Genomic DNA, 18,891 nt, shown 5'->3' on the forward strand with positions numbered 1-18,891 from the left:
AATTACATGCCTTTATTTAAGTCTTTATTTAAAGACTCGATAATAGCTATTTCTGTTTTTTGAAGTATTTCTTTTGTAATAAGTGCAAAGTCTTCTAAAGATTTTTCTTTGTAGTTAAAATATTCATCATTAATATGTTCAAATACATCTTTAACTTGGTGCTCTGCAATTAAAGAGTGTTTTGCATTGTCTGCATACAAACGAACACAAAAACACTCTTCTAAATACCTATCAGTTTTCCAATTAATAGCCCAAAATAGGTTTGGCTCGTGTATTGTTAATTGAAAATTTTTATTTGTATTAATTTTATTTAATTGTAAAATCAATTTATTAAATTCTGTAGACAATTTAGATACAAGTATATTTTTTTGATTACGCATTTGCTCTATTATTTGTCAATTAATTTAAAAGTTTTACAAAGTTTACTTTTCTTCGTTAAAATATACTTTATAGTATTTCATTTTTTTCTCTTCGTCGTAACCTCTTTCTATATATTCTGACGCTGCTTCTGGCGCATCTACATCTAACTTAATATTGATATTGGTATCTAATTTTATTTCTGTTTTTAATTTGTTTTTCTCTTTCTTTAAAACCACGCCAGAAACATCAAAATTATTTCTTATTAAAACGTCGTTTAAGTTTTCGAAATGTTTTTTATAGTCATCAAACTGCTCTTTATGTTTTTCGTCTGTAAAAACTTCATCTTTAAAAGTAGCATAATCTACAGATTCATTTTCTTTAAAATAATCTACAGTATTTGCAAGAAAATTACCTTGCTGCTGCATACCTAATTCTGGTTTTATTACTTCTTCTGAAAACTCTTTACACATTTCTAAATAACTTTGCGTGTGCGAATTGTAATCGTCTGCTAGTTTTACATTTAAGAAATTATTAATCCAATATTGTGCATCGTAATTATGGTTGTCTACAGAAAAAACTACGGTTCCTTCTGCGTCTGCTGTATTCAAAACCAAACAACCTTTGTCTATTCTTTTTGTAGAAATTCCTTTTTGTACAACTACATCAAAACTCTCGTTATCGTCTAAATATGTTTGAAAAAAATCTACTTTATTTTCTATTTTAAAAATACCTACAGCTTCTGTTAAAACATCTTTATACTCTATGCCTTCTATAAAAACTACAATAACATCTCCTGTTTTTATTTGTGCAGAATTCGACTGCTCGAACAAATGGTTTACAATACTTTTAGAGTAATCTACAAAAGCTGCTTCTTCTTTAAAAATCTCTGATGTAAAGTTATTTAAAGGATCTAAACGTGCATCTTCATGATTTACAAAACGATAACTTTGGGTTAAATTACCAAATGGTTTCATTAAGAAGTTTTTCATCAAATCGTAACTTTCTTGATCGAAACGAATTAAGTCTTCTGAGAAAACGTTTTGACCGCTATTAAATTTATTGGCTACTTTATGAAGAATACATTTTGTAATTTCTGCTCTTGTTTTTTTAATCATCACTTAAATTTTGGAGCGTAAAAATAGAAAAAGTTTATCTATGATTTCGATATAAATTACCTTTCTGCAAAAAATTAGTTGGCAAAAATTCTTAGCCCTGATTGAGTGGCGTGTTTGAGCTCTTTTTTGTTTTTCTCAAAAAAAGCGAGTAACGAAAGCAGGAAATAGCTTCTAAAACAATTAAAGTTCTAATTTTATTTGTTCTGGCAATAGTTTAAACGTTTTTCTGTGGTAATTGGTGGCGCCAAATTCTCTTATGGCATTTCTGTGTTCTTTGGTAGGATATCCTTTATTTTTTTGCCAATTATACATAGGGAATTCTTTGTGAATTTTTGCCATATAATCGTCTCTGTAAGTTTTTGCCAATACAGATGCTGCTGCTATACTTAAGTATTTAGAATCTCCTTTTACAATTGTTTTATGCGGAATTTCTTTATAATTTTTAAATTTATTACCATCTACAATAATAAATTCTGGTGTAATATCTAACTTTTCGATTGCTCTGTGCATGCCCGTAATAGATGCTTGCAGCACATTAATTTTATCTACTTCTTCTTGCCAAACAAAAGAAACACCAAATGCAAGCGCATGTTGTTCTATAAATGGCCTTACCTCTACTCTTTTTTTTTCTGATAATTGCTTAGAATCATTTAAAAACGGATGCGAAAAATTGTCTGGCAAAATAACTGCCGCTGCTACTACTGGGCCAGATAAACAACCTCTACCAGCTTCGTCTGTGCCTGCTTCTAACGCAAAACCACTATAATTAAGTTCTAACATGCTGCAAAGAAAAGAAATTTTATTTTAGCTTTTTAAAAGTTTTATTTCGTCTATTTCTCTTGATAAAAAGATAATTTATCAATTAACATTTATAGAGATAATTAATCATTTAAATTTTCGTTTAATTATTTTACATTTGTTCACGAAGAAATTCTATATGAAAAGTAACATAATTTTCTCTTTTTTAATCTGTTTTTTACTAACTCAAAACTTATTTTCACAAGGTTTTGGACAAGGTGGTTTAAACGGAAATGCTGTTATATTAAGAGACTCTACAAATACAAGTCCGATTAATGTAACTTTATCTGGCAAAACTAAATACACAGATTATAAGATTTTTTCTCATAAGAAAGACACTACTTATATTGATACTACACTAACATTACAGAAAGAATATAAGTTTAATTACCTTAGAAAAGATTTATTTGAGTTTATAGAATTTCATAATCAAGGACAAACTTTAAATAATTTAGGTTATTCTTTTGATAACATTTACAGGTTTCCAGACCTCGGCTTTACCGCAAAACAAGTAAGTTATTTAGATATAGACGATATTAAATATTACGAAGTACCAACACCAACTACAGAAATACTTTATAGAACAGGTTTACAACAGGGCCAAGTTTTAGATGCTTTATTTACATTAAATTTTTCTAAAAGATTAAATGTTTCTTTATCTTATAAAGGCCTTAGATCTTTAGGCGCTTACAGGCAAGCATTGGTTAGTAACGGTAATTTTAGAGGTACTTTTCACTACACTACAAAACAAAATCAATACGAAATTAGAGGTCATTTAACTACACAAGACTTTTATCATCAAGAAAACGGTGGCTTAACAACTGCTTCTTTAGAGAATTTTATTACTGATGATGAAAATTTTCAAACAAGAGCTCGTTTAGATGTTAATTTAACCAATTCTGAAAGTGAGTTTGATGGCAATAGAGTTTATGTAGAACACAGTTATAAACTAATTTCTAGCAAAGATTCTTTAAATAATAAAGATTTTAGTAACTTAAAAATTGGTCATGTTTTTACCAATGAAAATAAAAGTTACGAGTTTATACAAAATACATTAACAGAAGATTTTTTTGGTAGCGCAAGCTCATCTAATCCTGATGAAAAAAAGGCTATTAGCAAATTAACCAACAATCAATTAAATTTAGAATTTAACTCTAAATATGTTTTAGGTAAGTTTAAAGCGAAAGCAGAATTAACTAATTATTCTTATGGTTATGACACAATTTTAAACAGTAATAGTAGCATCAACAAATTAAAAATAGAAGGTAATGCTGTTTCTTTTGGCGCAGATTGGAATGCAAAAATTAAAAGTTTTAAACTAAATGCTGATGCCTCTATAACTCCTGGTAACGGAAGACTTTCTGGTAATTATTTAAAAGGGGAAGCTATTTTTGAGAAAGACAGTATTTTTAGAGTGAAAGGATCTTTATTATTAAGTTCTAAATCGCCAAACTTTAACACATTATTGCATCAAAGTGAATATGACGCTTACAATTGGCAAAACGACTTTAGTAATATAAACACTAGAGATTTAGGTTTTGATTTTGCTTCTAAATGGGGAAATGCTTCTCTAAACTTTACCAACATAGACAATTATACCTATTTTGATGAAGATAGCAAACCACAACAATTTGCAAATCAAATTACCTATTTTAAAGTAAAGGCCAATAGAGAATTTAAGCTTGGTAAATTTGCATTAGACAATACGTTAATGTACCAAAATGTTACTAGCGGAAGTTCTGTTTTTAGAGTTCCCGAATTTGTTACTAGAAACACTTTTTACTACACAGATTACTGGTTTAAAGGGAAACCTATGTTAGTAAATATCGGTGTTACTTTTAAATATTTCACAGAATATAATGTAAATGCTTACAATCCACTTTTAGCAGAATTTAGACTTCAAAATGATGAACAAATAGGTTTTCCTACTTTTGATGTGTTTTTTAATGCGCAAGTAAGAAGAACTCGTTTGTATTTAAAAGTAGACAATGCAACGTCTAGTTTTACCGATAAAAACTATTTTTCTGCACCTAATTATCCTTACAGAGACTTTACGGTTCGATTTGGTTTGGTTTGGAATTGGTTTATTTAATATAATTTTGATGATAAGCCAACTGAAAAATAATTGGAAACTATTTATTTTAGCTAGTTTAACATTAGGTTTAGCTCCTTTTAATCCGCCACATATTTGGGGAAAATTACAATGGATTTTAGGTGGAAATGCATTTTCTTCTGATAAAGGCATGCAAGCTAAAGATTGGTTTGATGTACTTTTACACGGTATACCTTGGCTTTTATTATTAATTTCTGTACTTTCTAACTTGTTTTCTTCTAAAGCAGAAAATAATATTTCTTCTAAAAAACAATCTACTTCGGTAAATACTAAGTCTTAGAATCTATCTTAAAAACTTTTAAAAGGTTAAACAATAATACACAAAAAATCACCCAAACAAAACCAGCAATAAATCCGCCTAAAATATCTGATGGAAAATGTACCCCTAAATAAATTCTACTAATTCCAATGCTTAAAATTAGCACTACCAAAAGCGTAATCATTAAAAATTTAAAAGATTTACGAATATTAAATGTAGCAATTAAATAGATTAAAAAGCCATAAAATGCCATGGCCGTCATTGCATGACCACTTGGATAGCTTAAAGTTTTAACAGTAACTAAATGCTCTAAAGTTGGTCTTTCTCTATTAATTATTTGTTTTAAAATAACATTAGAACTTAATGCCAAAAGTAAAATTAAAGTCAATTGCCCTGTATATTTCCATCTCTTAAAAATAAAATAAAAAAGTACTGTACATAAAGTAAAAACAACTAAATAACCTAAGGCATCACCCACTTCTGTAACAAATGTAAAATAGTTTGTTAATCTAGGATTTCTAAGTGAAATAATAGCATCTGTTATCGTAGCATCAAAATTTTTTAATAAATCTGAGTGTAAATTTTCTGTTAGCTTTACAAAGATTTTTACACCAGAAACAACTATAACTAAAGCTGCAAGGGCTGTAATAATGTATGGCCATTTCTCATCATACTTATTAATTTTTTTAGACAGAAAACTTCTAAATTTTACAATAACAAGCTTCATCTCTTTTTGCATAATCAATTAAATCTTAATAAAATAAAACTACATATTTTCTGGAAATTTTATTTCCATCTCTGGCAAAAATCTATCTTTTATAGAACTCTCTTTTTTAGCCACTACTTTAAAACCATGTTTTGTATAAAATGCTTGTGCATTAGGATCTGACAAAACGTTTAAGACTTTAGAACCACTATCAATACAGTAAGCAATCGCATGTGCTAATAATTGTTTGCCAATTCCTTGCTTAATGTATTTCGGAAGAACAAATAAAAACTCTAAAAAACTTGTTGTAATGTTCGTTCTATTTAAAATATAAAACCCCGCAATCTCCGTGTTTATTTGAAAGATATATACATCAAAATCTTCAAACATTTTAGTAGTGATGGTTAAATCTTCACGCCAACTTTCTATAAGTTCATCTGAATATCCCCAATAAGATTTCGATTTTAAAGCAATTTCTGTTAATTCTTTGGCATTAGCAACAGTAGCTCTAATAATCATTATTTTTTAACTAACTGTTTTATTTTAATATTAAATGCAGCAAATAACAGTGTCATAAAAGGACTTAACCAATTAAAAATAGCAAAGAAAAAGTACTCTGCAACAGAAACTCCTAAAACTCCAGACTGGTATGCTCCACATGTATTCCAAGGAATTAGAACCGAAGTTACTGTACCAGAATCTTCTAAAGTTCTACTTAAATTTTCTGGTGCTAAACCTTTTTCTTCATAAGCTTTTTTAAACATTTTACCAGGAACAACAATAGCCAAATATTGATCTGAAGCTGTAACATTTAAAGCCAAACAACTTGCTACTGTACTTGCAAAAAGTCCGAAAACAGAAGAAGCCAAACTCAATAAAGCTTTACTTATTCTAGATAGTGCCCCAATTGCATCCATAACACCACCAAAAACCATTGCACAAATTATTAGCCAAATAGTCCCTAACATTCCGCTCATTCCGCCAGCTGTAAATAAATCATTTAACTCTGCACTTGTTGTTTCTACAGCAGAATCTACAGTAATTGCGTTCATAACACCTTTATAAGCCGAGTTGAACGAAAGTGTATCTGCACCTGCAACATTTAAAACAATTTCTGGTTGCGCAATAACTGCTACAACACCCGCTAAAAGTGTACCTACCAATAAAGCTATTAATGGTTCTGTTTTTTTAACAATCATAAAAATTACAATGACTGGCACAATAAAAAGCCAAGGCGAAATATTAAAAGCAGCATCAATAGCTGTTAATTTATCTGAAACATCTGGTGAACCAGTAGTTTCTATAGAAAAACCAATAATAATAAAAGCTAACAATGTTACTAAAATTGTTGGCACTGTTGTTAAAGACATGTATTTAATATGAGAAAACAAATCTCCACCAGCCATTGTTGGTGCCAAATTTGTTGTATCTGATAACGGAGACATCTTATCACCAAAATATGCACCAGACAATACTGCTCCTGCTGTCATACCCGCAGAAATACCTAATGTATTACCAATACCAACTAATGCAATACCAACTGTAGCAGAAGTAGTCCAAGAACTACCAGTTGCAATAGAAATTATTGCACAGATGATTACAGAAGCCGCCAAAAATATCGTTGGATTTAAAATTTGTAATCCGTAATAAATCATAGAAGGTATAATACCACTTATTAACCAAGTTCCTGCCAAAGCACCAACCATTAATAAGATTAAAATTGCACCAGAAGTAGATTTTACATTTTCTGCAACCTCTTCTATCATTTGCTTATAAGACACTTTATTTTTAAAACCAACTATAGCTGCAACTGCAGCACCCAGCAACAAAATAAATTGATTACTACCACTTAAAGCATCATCACCATAGACATAAAAAACATTATAAAACAACATGGCCACTAAAGCAAAAACAGGTATTAAAGCTTCCCAAATATTAAGTTCTTTATTTTCTATAATATTTTCGTCTTGAGGATTTGTTGTTTTAATATCTTGGCTTTCCATGTACTATAAATTTTGATGTGTAATGTTACGATTTTGTAAAGAATTACACAAATCTTAATTCTTGCTAAAACTGTAATTTAAAGCCTTTTTTTAAGATAATTTCTATCAAAAAATTAAATTAGCTTTAATTACAGTTTATTTTTTTTAAGAATTCGTTAAATATTTATAGTATACCAACTTCTTTCATACAAGTTTTCATCATTGCATACGTACGTTCGATATCGTTATCTAAACCTATAGAAAAACGTATTAAACCATCAGAAAGTCCCATTTCTTTTTGTTCTTCTTCTGGAATTTCTGATGACGTAGAGCTACCAGGTGCAGAAAATAAGGTTTTATAAAAGCCTAAACTTACTGCCAAATAACCTAAATTTTTATGTTGCATCAACTCCATTAGCTCATTAGCTTTTTCTAAAGAGCCTGCATCAATTGTCAACATTCCACCAAAACCATATTCAACATTCATCATAGACTTAAATAATTCATGAGAAGGATGTGACTTTAAACCAGGATATACAGTTTTTAATCCATCAGCCTCAAATTTATTAGCTAAAAATGTTGCGTTAAAACTGTGTTGTTTCATTCTTATATGTAAAGTTCTTAAGTTTTTAAGAATAGAAGATGCCCTTAAACTATCCATAGTAGAACCCAATAACATGCTTGCACCATCATTAACATTTCTTAGATTGTTAATAAAATCTTGCGTACCACAAACTACGCCACCAACAGTATCTGAAGATCCATTGATAAACTTTGTTAAACTATGCACTACAACATCTGCACCCAATTTTGCTGGAGATATTGATAGCGGAGAAAATGTATTATCTACAACTAATTTTAAATTGTATTTTTTTGCCAATTCAGATAAGCCTTTAATATCTGCAACTTCTAAAAGTGGGTTACTTACAGATTCACAATACAAAACCTTTGTTTTTTCTGTTATTGCCGCTTCTACAACTTCTAGTTTTGTGATATCTACAAACGAAGTATCTATACCTAATCTTGGTGTAAAATTCTTTAGAAAAGCATACGTTCCACCGTAAATTGTTCTACTAGAAACTATATGTTCTCCGGCACCAACTAACTGTAATAATACCGGTGTAATTGCTCCCATTCCAGATGCTGCTACATTTGCAGTTTCTGTACCCTCCATAGCCGCTAAAGCTTCACCTAAATATAAATTACTTGGCGTAGAATGTCGAGAATATAAATAACATCCATCTGCATTTCCTTCGAACGTATCGAACATGGTTTTTGCTGATAAGAATGTATAAGTTGATGAATCTGAAATTGAAGGATTAACACCTCCAAATTCCCCGAAATATTGTAAATCTTGAATTTTATCTGCTGGATTGAATTTCATAAGTATCATTTTTATTTACACAAAAAGACAATTTTTAAGAAATAAAAACAATATAACCCTCAATATTTAGATTATTTTTCTAAATTTAAAGTATTTGATAATTTTAATATCTAAAAATGATTTAATTCATTTCACATTTTAGAAAAATATATGTTAGACTCAGTAGACAAAAAACTTATTAATTTATTACAAATAGACAGTAAACAAACAACCAAACAACTATCATTACAACTAAACCTATCTATTACAGCTGTATACGAGAGAATTAAAAAATTAGAAAATCAAAATATTATAGAAAAATATGTTGCAATTGTAAATAAGAATAAAATCGATAAATCATTTTTAGTGTTTTGCCATGTAAAATTAATTCAACATTCTAAAGAATATGTGCATACTTTTGAAAATGAAATTTTAAAATTAGAAGAAGTATCGGAGTGTTTTCATGTAAGCGGAGATTACGATTATATTTTAAAAATCTATGTTAAAGATATGGAAACTTATAGGAATTTTATGATTACAAAACTAACTGCAATTAAACACATTGGTAGTACACATAGCACTTTTGCCATAGAACAAGTTAAAAATACAACAGCAATAAATTTATAAATATGCAGACTAAAAACTACAAACTATTAGAGCTCTTAATTCTATTTCTTTTGATTCCTATTAGTTTTGTTTTTAGTTATAATGCAATAGCTAAACTTTCTATTGGTCTTACTGGTTTTTTATACATTTTGTTCATTTTACTGAAAGTTGAAAAGGTGAAATTTCAAATATCGAAAAATATTGATTGGAAATCTTTCTGGAAATCTACCTTATTAAAATTATTTATAATTGCAATTATAACCTCTTTGTACGTTTACTTTACAGCTTCTAAAAACTTGTTTATTGTTGTATTAAACAAACCTCTTTTATGGATTTTAATCCTTCTTTTTTATTCTATTTTCTCAGTATATCCACAAGAATTACTTTACCGAAACTACTTTTTTAAACGTTATAAGGATTTGTTTAAAAATGAGAAAATGTTTCTTTTAATAAATGCTTTTTTGTTTTCTCTTGCTCACCTATTATTTAAAAATATATTAGTTTTAATTCTAACTTTTATTGGAGGACTTTTATTTGCATACACCTATAATAAAACAAAATCTACTTTTTTAGTTAGCGTAGAGCACAGCATTTATGGCTGCTGGCTTTTTACTGTTGGCATGGGGAACATGTTAGGTTTTCCTTCTTAACTAAATTATTAAAAAGAAAACCCAAAACTTTCGTTTTGGGTTTATACAGCTAGCTTTTTTTGTCTAAATTTTTATCAAAACAATTTTTTCAGTTTGCTTTTTTACTAGATCACCATAAAACTTTTTTAAACTTTCGTAATACTGTGGCGATACAATTGCTGTATTAAATTGCATACTACTTATCGTACTAATTTTACCAGAGCTTTCTCGAATCTGATATTTAAAAACCCCTAAATTATCTGGCAAACCAATCGCAAAACTTTCTGGTACCGTTTCTACCTTATACCCTTCTGGAATTTTAATAGAAACTACATTTTTCACCTTCCAAGGTGTTGTAAAATCTACAGGAAATTTTCTTTCCTCTAATTTAAATGGGTTTCTACGCTCTGTTAAAAATAGTAATGGTTCTATATATAATTTACCATTTATACTTTCAATCAATCCGTCGCTATTAAACTTTATAGTTCTAGTAGGTGTTTTATAAATATTTTTTTCATTTAAAATTTTAAAATCTTCTATTTCTACATTTGTTTTTTCTTCTAAACCTGTTATAACTGCTTCTTCGGTTAAGTGATTGTGGTTTTTTCTATAAGTTAAAGCGCTTAAATTACTAAACTTAGTTCTATAAAGACCGCTAACCATTAAATCATCAGAAATATTAACCATTAAATTATTGTCTTCTGTAGCGTGTTTTGTTGTAGCTAATTTTACCCAAGATGAGTTCCCATCTTTAGTGATTCTTCTTCCATTCCAGTTTAAAGCTCTTCTTGGTAAAATATTTGGTGTACTATATTGTTCTGTAGCATCAAGTAAAATCAAACCTCCAGAAGACAATTCGACCACAGAAACAACATAATTAAAACCGTCTATTGTTGGAAAAAAAGGCACTCCGTTAGCTCTTGTACTTACTAATACAGGATCTGCATTTAAGCCAGAAGTACGCAACATAGATGTTAGCATTAAATTGATATCAGCAACATTACCAACTCTATCTTTAAAAGCTTTTCTCACCCCTTTATCAGAATAAATACCAAAGTATTCATTCCATTTAACTCTTTGTTTAACAAAATTGAAAATATTTAATAATTTATCTACCTCTGTTTTACTTTCTGCTAAAATTTTATTTAAATCGTCTTTATAATAACTCGATTTTGATAATTCTCCTCCAAAACTAGAAGATTTATAAATTTGTTTAGCAACTTGCTCCCAAGAGTTTGAAAATGATTTGAAACTGCCACCTATATTAACAAAGTTTGTTGATTCTAACTCATATTTTAATCCCCCTCTATATGTATTTATATTACTTACAAAAGGTTCATTATTTTTCAAAGCTGGAATATTAGTCGCTTTAAAATTTGATTTATTTGATTTGTAATCAATTTTATCTTGGCTAAAAGTAGTTTTACTGACATACCTCCCAGAAGTTCTTTGTTTGGAAGTTAAAGTTATTGAACTATTTTCTACAGACAATTGCGGTTTTATAAAATAATAACCTTTAGAAGCTACTTTAAAATTATAAAACTCTGGTATTTCAACTTCATAATCTAATTTTTTTACAGGGATATCAAATTGAAATTCTAAATCATCTATTTTATAATAAAAAGGTGAATTAATTTCATATTTGATATCAATTACACTTCCAACTTTTACATCAGGCATTGTAATTTTCTTTTGATTCCAATTATCATCGACTTTTTCTTTAAAAACATTTTTGTTAGATAATTTCTCTTTTTTAATTTTACCTCCATTTAAATTAAATGTATAAGCTTTAAGTCCATATATTTTTTCATCTATTCCATTATCCGAACTATAATAAGGTATAATTAAAGTGGCTTTATCGAAACCATCTTTTTTGTACACCTTTATTCTTTCATGTATACTTGTAATTAACTGAAAACCTGAGTTTTGATCATAACTATAATAAGTTCTTCTTTTTTTAAAAAGATAAGCTGCGTCAGCGGTAGAATCTAAAGGATGAAATTTTTCTTCTAACTCTTCTTTACTCACTTTTCCGAATTTATAATCTTGGGCAAGTATAGATAATTGGGTAGTAAATAATAATAATAGTAGAGGTAATACTTTTTTCATTTTCATTAATTTTTATTTATTGCGATTCTTAAGTTTTCATATTTAGCAATACTTCTTCTAAAAGTTCTGTAAGATTTATAATCTTCTTTAGAGTAAGTTCCTTCTTTTATAATTAGTGTTTTATTGTAGATAAAAGATTTTTCATTAACCTTTTTGAAAGAAACTTTGTATGTTCCAAATTTTGAAGTAATTATTTTCTCTGGAGGAAGCGCACCCAGAACATAATTTTGTGGCAATGTTACTTTATAAGTGTCCTCGTCTTTGTAGCCTCTATAAATTTTAAGTGGCAGTTTTCTTTTTCTATACCTTTTTGGTACATAATTATTTCTGTTAAAAACATTTACTCTAAACAGATATTCTGATTCTGATATAGATGCATAATTCTTAACATTTAAAGCAATATTTTCTTCAAAGATTATCTCTTTTTTATTGTTCTTAAGATTTACAGATTCTATATCTGTGTTATTGTTATAAGACCAAATATTAGACTTATAAGTTTTAACTAACTCTTCATTCGTGTACGTATCAAAATGTTGCTTATCATCATATTGTAGTCCTTTTGAAACGATGTTTAACGTAGCCTTTAAGGAACCATCTTTATTTAACTGAATATCTGCAGAAGTTAGCTGTAAATTTTTTTCATCCTTATAAGAAGCTGTTCTTTTAATAACACCGCCTTTAGGTGTAACAACCAAAACGTTTCTATCATGTGTAAAATCGCCTAAAAAACCAAAAGGCATATCTTGACTTGTACATTCTAACCAAACATCCTTATCTTTTGTAGGAATATTTAAAATCACATGATTTCCTTGTATAGACGAAAAATCTTTATCTATATCTCTTTTTTCATCAGCATATACAACTGTATAATAAGAAGTAACACCAGCAACATTTAATAAAGCTTTTGTATAATTAGTTAAACCCTTACAATCACCGTAACCAACTCTATCTACTTCTTTAGCAGCTATTGGTTCCCAACCTCCAATACCAACTTGTACACTTATATATCTTGTTTTATTTTGCATGTATTGATATACAAGTTTTGCTTTCTCTAAAGGATCTTCTATATCTTTTACTAAATTTTTTATTGTTGATACTGTGCCAGCATCTAAAACATCTCTACCATTTAATAGTTTAGAATGCATCCATAAACCAAATTCTTGCCAGTTTTTATATGATCCTGCTACACCTTTTAATGAAAAATTATTTAATGCAATTAATGCTTTTGGTAATATTTCTCTGTAATGAACTGTTGAGTTTTCTTGTTTATAACCTGGCTGATTTTCTATTGTAAATAATAATTCTGAATCGCTTTCTAATTCTTTAACGTCAAAATTTTTAAAGTTTGTTTTTTTAATTCTCCACGCAATTTTCTTTGGATTATTAATTTTATACGAACTTTTTTCTACTGAAACATAATAACCATTTATAGGTTGCCACCAAGGAATAAAACCCGTTGTTGATGTTTTGTATTCTGATTCGAAAACAACTGTATAAGGATAAGAAATTGGTGTATAATCTATATATTTTACTCTAGAGTCTGAGTATAATGTACCGCCATCTACAGCGCTTACATCTGTAAAATCTCTTTTTTTATACTTTTTAATCTCTATACCATTAGCATCAAAAATTTTGACAGATAAATCATCAATCTTAGTATCTTCATCATAACCTTCTACTAACCGAGCATCTACATTACCTAATTTATTAAGAACAGTGACTACTTCTCTTTTTTGCACAATCATTTTATCGAAGTCTTCTATTGTAATTTCTATAGAATTATCTCTTACAACTGCATTCGCATTTTCTAATAAGTTATTTGGTATAGATTGATAAGAATAATTACTTTCTTGAGCCTTTGTTATGTAAACAGCAAAAAACAGGCAAATGAATGCCAAGTAAGAACTTTTTTTCATGCAATATTTTTTTATAGCGATGCAATATAAAAAAGAAAACCCAAAACTTTCGTTTTGGGTTTTTTATTTTTTTGATTTTATGTTTAAATCAAATTATGCCTTTGTTTTAACTGTAAAAGAAAACTCTATCATATCATCAATAAACTTATCTTTTAAGTTGTCGAAGAATTTTTTAGAACCATATTTTACATTAAAATCTGCTCTATCAACATTAAATTTCTCACTAGTAAATGTTGTTACATCACCTTCTGTAGTTAACATTGCAGGTATTGTAATACTTTTTGTTACATCTTTAACAGTTAAATTACCAGTTACAGCTAATTTACCTTCTGCTTCTTCTACATTAGTAATAACAAATTTAGACATTGGGTATGTTGCTACATCAAAAAAGTCTGGCGCAGATAAATGACCAACTAATTTTGCACCGCTTTCTGCATCTAAATCTTCGTTTTTCATAGAAGACATATCAACAACAAAAGTACCACCTACTAACTTACCTTCTTCTACGTTTAAAGAACCTTCTTTTAACATAATAGTTCCGTTATGCGCACCTGTTGGCTTTGTACCTTTCCAAGTAATTACAGAGTTAGCAACATCAACATTATTTAAATCTTGTGTAGCTTCTACTTTTACTTCTTCTTTAGCCTCTACTTTTTCTTTTTTTTCACTTTTACATGCAGTTAATACTGATGCTACCATTACTAATGATAAAATTACTTTTTTCATATTACTTTAATTTAATTAGTTTAAAATGTTTTCCATGGCAAATATACAACGCTTTTATTTCCCTTGGAAAGTATTTTTTACTTTTTTATAATAAAATTAACAACATGCGCTGCTGCTTGCAAACCAAACGCTGCTGGCATAAAGCTTATTGTACCATAATATGATTTCTTAAAATTAGTGCCGTCTGTAATTTTTACACTCTCTGGTATTTGAACTTCATCAGAAAAAACGGCTTTTACACCTTTATCTACCTTTCTTTCTTTTAATCGCTTTCTTAAAACTCTTGCCATTGTGCAATTCTTAGTTTTAGAAATGTCTTTTACTTTAATTTTAGTTGCATCTAGTTTACCACCCGCACCCATAGAAGAAATAATTTTAACTTTTTTTCTTCTAGCTGCCACAATTAAATTAACTTTTGGCGTAATACTATCTATACAATCTAAAACATAATCATAATCTTTTGTTACAATATCAAATGCTCTTTCTGGAGATAAAAATTCTTGTAAAACAGTTAATTCTATTGCAGGATTTATATCTCTTAATCTATCTGCTAAAACTTTTACTTTTGGCTTACCAATTGTAGAATTTAAAGCGGGTAATTGCCTATTTTTATTAGTTTCATCAAACACATCTCCGTCTACAATTGTCATTTTATTTACACCAGCTCTTACTATAAATTCTGCGGCATAAGAACCAACACCACCTAAACCCACTACTAAAATATTGGCTTTTTTTAATTTTTCTAGACCTTCTTTTTGCACCAACAACTCTGTGCGCTCTAACCAACTCATTTTATAAATATATTTTTAAAATTTTGTTCTAATTGTTTTTGAAGCTTTACTACTTCGATATTTTTAATTTCTGATGCTTTTTTATACACTTCAAAAATACTAACATTATCAGTATCTGTTTCTAAAAGGATCGTTTTTAATGGCAATTTTTTGAAAACCTCTGCTAGTTTATTTTTATTGATAATTGCCTTACCAAAAGATAAAATAAGTTCGTTTTTAATACAACTTTCTGCCAATTGCAAGCTTTTATTAAATCCGTGAAGCACCCAAACTTGTTTTGGCCTTAATGTTTTTTTGAATTCAATAATTTCTTGATGTGCTTTAACACAATGAATTATTAAAGGTTTTTTATATTTTTCTGATAACTGAATTTGTCTAACAAATACTTCTTTCTGAAACCTAAAATTAACATCTATTAATGTATCCAAACCACATTCGCCAATAGCTAAACAATTTTTATCATTCAACTTTTCTTCCACAAATAAAATCTCTTGTTCTAAATTCTCTTGATTGATAAACCAAGGATGAATTCCTATTGAAAAAGGAGATGAAAAATCTTTTGAAGTTGGATATTTATTTACAATAGACAGAACATTTTTTTCTTTAGAAAAAGTATGCGTATGTGCATCGACATAATTCATAAAAAAAGCTATTCTTTGTTTTTAGAATCTATAATAATTGTAATAGGTCCGTCATTTAAAAGTGCTACTTTCATGTCTGCACCAAATTCTCCAGTTTGTACTTTTTTACCAATTTCGTTTTCTAAAGTTTTTACAAACTTTTCATATAAAGGAATAGCAACATCTGCCTTTGCTGCTTTAATATAACTTGGTCTGTTTCCTTTTTTTGTTGATGCGTGTAAGGTAAACTGACTTACCACTAATACATTACCATTAGTATCTAAAAGCGATTTATTCATTACACCGTTTTCATCATTAAAAATTCTAAGATTTGTAATTTTACGCACTAACCAATCAATATCTTCTTGGGTGTCTTGGTTTACAATACCAACTAAAATTAAAAGCCCTTGGTTAATTGTTGCAACTTTAATTTTATGTATAGTTACACTTGCTTCTGTAACTCTTTGTATAACAACTTTCATAAAAATTAAATTTTGTTATTCGTTGTCATCTTCATTCCAAACATCTGTTCTAAAATGTTCTTTTTCTTCTTCTCCGTTTAAAATTTGAAGATAACTTTTATAACGAGACCAAGAAACCTCTTCATTTTCTAAAGCGTCTTTTACAGCACATTGCGGCTCTTTGGTGTGTATACAATTATTAAATTTACAGTCTTGTTTTAAAGCAAAAAATTCAGGAAAATAATCGCCAAGTTCATATTTATCGATGTCTACAACTCCAAAACCCTTAATACCTGGTGTATCTATAATTTTTGCATCGAAACTTAAATCAAACATTTCTGCAAAAGTTGTTGTATGTTTTCCTTGACTATGTTGGTCAGAAATTTCTTTGGTTTTTAAATCTAATGTAGGTTCTACAGCGTTTACTAAAGTAGATTTACCAACACCAGAATGCCCAACAAACATAGATGTTTTACCAAGCATTAAATCTTTAATTTGATCTACATTTTTATTTTTTGTTGCAGATACTTCTACACATCTATAACCAATTGCTTCATAGATATCTTTTAAATATAAAATTTCTGCTCTTTCTTCTATTTCATAAGAATCTATCTTATTAAAAACCAAAATAGTATCTATTCTGTAGGCTCTTGTAGAAACTAAAAATCGATCTATAAAAGTGGTAAATGTTGGCGGATTATTAATTGTGATTAACAAAAAAACCTGGTCTACATTGGCTGCAATAATATGTGTTTGCTTAGATAAATTAACAGATTTTCTAACAATAAAATTATCTCTATCTAAAATTGTTTTTATAACACCTGTTTCTTCGTCGTTTTTTTTCTCAATATCAAACAACACCTTATCTCCAACAGCAATTGGATTGGTACTTTTAATTCCTTTGATTCTAAATTTTCCTTTGATTCTACATTTGTAAAATTCTCCGTTATCAGATTTTACTTGATACCAACTTCCTGTAGATTTATAAACGATTCCTTTCATTACTACAAAGATGCAGAATTAAAATTGATTTATGAAAAATAGGTTGATTATGGATAATTTTTAGTCATAAAAAAACCTTACAGTGTTACATCTGTAAGGTTTTTTTTTATTCTAAAAATAATTTCTTTTTGCATTTGCCTTATGCGTTAAGGATTGAGTGGTTTGTTTGAGCTCTTTTTTGTTTTTCTACAAAAAAAGCGAGTAACGAAAGCCTGACCCTTGTGGTAACGCCCAAAAACTATCCTTTAATAATTTTTTCTTGATGATTGATAGATTCTTGGTGAATTGCTTTAAACATTTTTAAAACAAATTCTTCACTTAATCCTTTGCTTTCACCTTCTAAAATCATGTTTCCTAAAATTTCATTCCATCTTTTAGATTGTAAAACTGCAACGTTTTTATCTTTCTTTAAAGCTCCAATTTCATCTGCAATTTTCATTCTTTTTCCTAAAGTTTCAATTAACTGGCTATCTACCACGTTAATTTGAGCTCTTAAGTTATCTAAACTACTTTTGTATTCTGCCTCTGTGTTTGTTTCTTTTCTTATTTTTAAATCTTCCATAATCTGCTTTAACTTAGTTGGTGTAACTTGTTGTGCAGCATCAGACCATGCGTTGTCTGGATCGAAATGTGTTTCTATCATTAAACCATCAAAGTTTAAATCTAAAGCAGTTTGAGAGACATCAAAAATCATTTCTCTGTTACCTGTTATATGAGATGGATCGCAAATTAGTGGTAAATCTGGAAATTTGTTTTGAAACTCTATGGCTAATTGCCATTCTGGAATGTTTCTATATTTTGATTTTTCATAAGTAGAAAAACCTCTATGAATTGCTCCTAAGTTTTTAATACCCGCAGTGTATAATCTTTCTATACCACCTAACCATAGTGCTAAATCTGGATTTACAGGGTTTTTAACCAATACAATTTTATCTGTACCTTGTAACGCATCTGCAATTTCTTGCATAATAAATGGTGATACTGTAGAACGGGCACCAATCCATAATAAATCTACATCATTTTCTAAAGCTAATTTTACGTGTGCAGCATTTGCAACCTCTGTACAGGTTTTCATACCTGTTTCTTCTTTTACTTTTTTAAGCCAACCTAAACCTAAAGCACCAACACCCTCAAAATTTCCTGGTCTTGTTCTAGGTTTCCAAATTCCTGCTCTAAAATAGTTTACATCAGAATCTTTTAATTCGTGTGCAATTTTTAAAACCTGCTCTTCGGTTTCTGCACTACAAGGCCCTGCTATTACTAGTGGATGATCTAATTTCATATCATCCAACCATGTTCTTAATTCTTTTGTATTCTTCATTTTTCTACTTGTTT

General features: G+C 28.9%; 19 protein-coding genes. 4 read left to right on the plus strand and 15 right to left on the minus strand.

The features are described from left to right. Nucleotides 1-2: 2 nt before the first annotated feature. From ACYPV9_RS12290 to ACYPV9_RS12300, 3 genes are all read right to left on the minus strand, one after another. Nucleotides 3-380, minus strand: coding sequence for a hypothetical protein (locus ACYPV9_RS12290; protein ID WP_459744125.1), 378 nt, complete (start codon nt 378-380; stop codon nt 3-5). Between the two features lie 42 nt (nt 381-422). Continuing rightward, nucleotides 423-1,475: a nucleoid-associated protein gene (locus ACYPV9_RS12295; RefSeq protein ID WP_079738067.1), complete on the minus strand. Its 1,053-nt coding sequence runs from the start codon at nt 1,473-1,475 to the stop codon at nt 423-425. Nucleotides 1,476-1,655: 180 nt separating this feature from the next. Continuing rightward, entirely contained in the window at nt 1,656-2,255 is a 600-nt protein-coding gene (locus tag ACYPV9_RS12300) for a ribonuclease HII (RefSeq protein WP_459744130.1), read from the minus strand. Nucleotides 2,256-2,412: 157 nt separating this feature from the next. Between ACYPV9_RS12300 and ACYPV9_RS12305 the strand changes: the two genes are divergently transcribed. Then, nucleotides 2,413-4,365 carry a putative porin gene (locus ACYPV9_RS12305; protein WP_299063478.1) on the plus strand — a complete coding sequence of 651 codons (1,953 nt, stop codon included), beginning with the start codon at nt 2,413-2,415 and terminating at the stop codon, nt 4,363-4,365. Between the two features lie 10 nt (nt 4,366-4,375). After that, nucleotides 4,376-4,666, plus strand: a complete 291-nt coding sequence (locus ACYPV9_RS12310; RefSeq protein WP_299063475.1) for a hypothetical protein — start codon at nt 4,376-4,378, stop codon at nt 4,664-4,666. On the opposite strand, the gene ACYPV9_RS12315 is transcribed toward ACYPV9_RS12310, so the two are convergent. From ACYPV9_RS12315 to ACYPV9_RS12330, 4 genes are all read right to left on the minus strand, one after another. After that, entirely contained in the window at nt 4,656-5,372 is a 717-nt protein-coding gene (locus tag ACYPV9_RS12315) for a phosphatase PAP2 family protein (protein WP_459744134.1), read from the minus strand. The two genes, ACYPV9_RS12310 and ACYPV9_RS12315, sit on opposite strands and share 11 nt — an antisense overlap. 39 nt (nt 5,373-5,411) lie before the next feature. Further along, nucleotides 5,412-5,870 carry a GNAT family N-acetyltransferase gene (locus tag ACYPV9_RS12320; protein ID WP_459744136.1) on the minus strand — a complete coding sequence of 153 codons (459 nt, stop codon included), beginning with the start codon at nt 5,868-5,870 and terminating at the stop codon, nt 5,412-5,414. After that, the gene (gene nhaC, locus ACYPV9_RS12325; RefSeq protein ID WP_459744139.1) at nt 5,870-7,354 is read right to left on the minus strand and encodes a Na+/H+ antiporter NhaC; all 1,485 of its coding nucleotides are present in this window, start codon (nt 7,352-7,354) and stop codon (nt 5,870-5,872) included. Before nhaC ends, ACYPV9_RS12320 begins: the two co-directional genes overlap by 1 nt. A gap of 163 nt (nt 7,355-7,517) precedes the next feature. Then, a complete protein-coding gene (locus ACYPV9_RS12330; protein ID WP_459744141.1) occupies nt 7,518-8,717 on the minus strand; it encodes an aminotransferase class I/II-fold pyridoxal phosphate-dependent enzyme in 1,200 nt (399 codons plus the stop codon). Between the two features lie 150 nt (nt 8,718-8,867). Here ACYPV9_RS12330 and ACYPV9_RS12335 point away from each other — a divergent pair, with 150 nt between their 5' ends. Next, a complete protein-coding gene (locus ACYPV9_RS12335; RefSeq protein WP_459744143.1) occupies nt 8,868-9,323 on the plus strand; it encodes an Lrp/AsnC family transcriptional regulator in 456 nt (151 codons plus the stop codon). Nucleotides 9,324-9,478: 155 nt separating this feature from the next. Continuing rightward, nucleotides 9,479-9,952 carry a CPBP family intramembrane glutamic endopeptidase gene (locus ACYPV9_RS12340; RefSeq protein ID WP_459744147.1) on the plus strand — a complete coding sequence of 158 codons (474 nt, stop codon included), beginning with the start codon at nt 9,479-9,481 and terminating at the stop codon, nt 9,950-9,952. A gap of 63 nt (nt 9,953-10,015) precedes the next feature. On the opposite strand, the gene ACYPV9_RS12345 is transcribed toward ACYPV9_RS12340, so the two are convergent. The 8 genes from ACYPV9_RS12345 to ACYPV9_RS12380 form a co-directional block, all read right to left on the minus strand. Next, nucleotides 10,016-12,040 (minus strand): DUF3857 domain-containing protein, encoded by a 2,025-nt coding sequence (locus tag ACYPV9_RS12345; protein WP_459744149.1) that lies wholly within the window; start codon nt 12,038-12,040, stop codon nt 10,016-10,018. Between the two features lie 5 nt (nt 12,041-12,045). After that, the gene (locus ACYPV9_RS12350) at nt 12,046-13,956 is read right to left on the minus strand and encodes a DUF3857 domain-containing protein (protein WP_459744150.1); all 1,911 of its coding nucleotides are present in this window, start codon (nt 13,954-13,956) and stop codon (nt 12,046-12,048) included. Nucleotides 13,957-14,049: 93 nt separating this feature from the next. Next, complete coding sequence (locus tag ACYPV9_RS12355) at nt 14,050-14,682, minus strand: YceI family protein (RefSeq protein WP_459744151.1); 633 nt, start codon at nt 14,680-14,682, stop codon at nt 14,050-14,052. Nucleotides 14,683-14,759: 77 nt separating this feature from the next. Continuing rightward, complete coding sequence (locus ACYPV9_RS12360) at nt 14,760-15,473, minus strand: tRNA threonylcarbamoyladenosine dehydratase (RefSeq protein WP_459744152.1); 714 nt, start codon at nt 15,471-15,473, stop codon at nt 14,760-14,762. Then, on the minus strand, nt 15,470-16,114 hold the full coding sequence (locus ACYPV9_RS12365; protein WP_459744153.1) for a TatD family hydrolase: 645 nt from the start codon (nt 16,112-16,114) through the stop codon (nt 15,470-15,472). Before ACYPV9_RS12365 ends, ACYPV9_RS12360 begins: the two co-directional genes overlap by 4 nt. Before the next feature lie 8 nt (nt 16,115-16,122). Then, nucleotides 16,123-16,575, minus strand: coding sequence for a D-aminoacyl-tRNA deacylase (gene dtd, locus ACYPV9_RS12370; protein ID WP_459744154.1), 453 nt, complete (start codon nt 16,573-16,575; stop codon nt 16,123-16,125). A 15-nt stretch (nt 16,576-16,590) separates the two neighbouring features. Beyond that, entirely contained in the window at nt 16,591-17,556 is a 966-nt protein-coding gene (rsgA, locus tag ACYPV9_RS12375) for a ribosome small subunit-dependent GTPase A (protein ID WP_459744155.1), read from the minus strand. 238 nt (nt 17,557-17,794) lie between these two features. Next, on the minus strand, nt 17,795-18,877 hold the full coding sequence (locus ACYPV9_RS12380; RefSeq protein ID WP_299063433.1) for a bifunctional 3-deoxy-7-phosphoheptulonate synthase/chorismate mutase type II: 1,083 nt from the start codon (nt 18,875-18,877) through the stop codon (nt 17,795-17,797). Nucleotides 18,878-18,891 lie beyond the last annotated feature (14 nt).

The organism is Polaribacter sp. OB-PA-B3 (assembly GCF_054589375.1).

Excerpts from the sequence above, each read along its gene's own strand:
- ACYPV9_RS12290 (WP_459744125.1), bottom strand. The coding sequence starts at position 380 with ATGCGTAATCAAAAAAATATACTTGTATCTAAATTGTCTACAGAATTT.
- ACYPV9_RS12295 (WP_079738067.1), bottom strand. The coding sequence starts at position 1,475 with ATGATTAAAAAAACAAGAGCAGAAATTACAAAATGTATTCTTCATAAA.
- ACYPV9_RS12300 (WP_459744130.1), bottom strand. The coding sequence starts at position 2,255 with ATGTTAGAACTTAATTATAGTGGTTTTGCGTTAGAAGCAGGCACAGAC.
- ACYPV9_RS12305 (WP_299063478.1), top strand. The coding sequence starts at position 2,413 with ATGAAAAGTAACATAATTTTCTCTTTTTTAATCTGTTTTTTACTAACT.
- ACYPV9_RS12310 (WP_299063475.1), top strand. The coding sequence starts at position 4,376 with ATGATAAGCCAACTGAAAAATAATTGGAAACTATTTATTTTAGCTAGT.
- ACYPV9_RS12315 (WP_459744134.1), bottom strand. The coding sequence starts at position 5,372 with ATGAAGCTTGTTATTGTAAAATTTAGAAGTTTTCTGTCTAAAAAAATT.
- ACYPV9_RS12320 (WP_459744136.1), bottom strand. The coding sequence starts at position 5,870 with ATGATTATTAGAGCTACTGTTGCTAATGCCAAAGAATTAACAGAAATT.
- nhaC (WP_459744139.1), bottom strand. The coding sequence starts at position 7,354 with ATGGAAAGCCAAGATATTAAAACAACAAATCCTCAAGACGAAAATATT.
- ACYPV9_RS12330 (WP_459744141.1), bottom strand. The coding sequence starts at position 8,717 with ATGAAATTCAATCCAGCAGATAAAATTCAAGATTTACAATATTTCGGG.
- ACYPV9_RS12335 (WP_459744143.1), top strand. The coding sequence starts at position 8,868 with ATGTTAGACTCAGTAGACAAAAAACTTATTAATTTATTACAAATAGAC.
- ACYPV9_RS12345 (WP_459744149.1), bottom strand. The coding sequence starts at position 12,040 with ATGAAAAAAGTATTACCTCTACTATTATTATTATTTACTACCCAATTA.
- ACYPV9_RS12350 (WP_459744150.1), bottom strand. The coding sequence starts at position 13,956 with ATGAAAAAAAGTTCTTACTTGGCATTCATTTGCCTGTTTTTTGCTGTT.
- ACYPV9_RS12355 (WP_459744151.1), bottom strand. The coding sequence starts at position 14,682 with ATGAAAAAAGTAATTTTATCATTAGTAATGGTAGCATCAGTATTAACT.
- ACYPV9_RS12360 (WP_459744152.1), bottom strand. The coding sequence starts at position 15,473 with ATGAGTTGGTTAGAGCGCACAGAGTTGTTGGTGCAAAAAGAAGGTCTA.
- ACYPV9_RS12365 (WP_459744153.1), bottom strand. The coding sequence starts at position 16,114 with ATGAATTATGTCGATGCACATACGCATACTTTTTCTAAAGAAAAAAAT.
- dtd (WP_459744154.1), bottom strand. The coding sequence starts at position 16,575 with ATGAAAGTTGTTATACAAAGAGTTACAGAAGCAAGTGTAACTATACAT.
- rsgA (WP_459744155.1), bottom strand. The coding sequence starts at position 17,556 with ATGAAAGGAATCGTTTATAAATCTACAGGAAGTTGGTATCAAGTAAAA.
- ACYPV9_RS12380 (WP_299063433.1), bottom strand. The coding sequence starts at position 18,877 with ATGAAGAATACAAAAGAATTAAGAACATGGTTGGATGATATGAAATTA.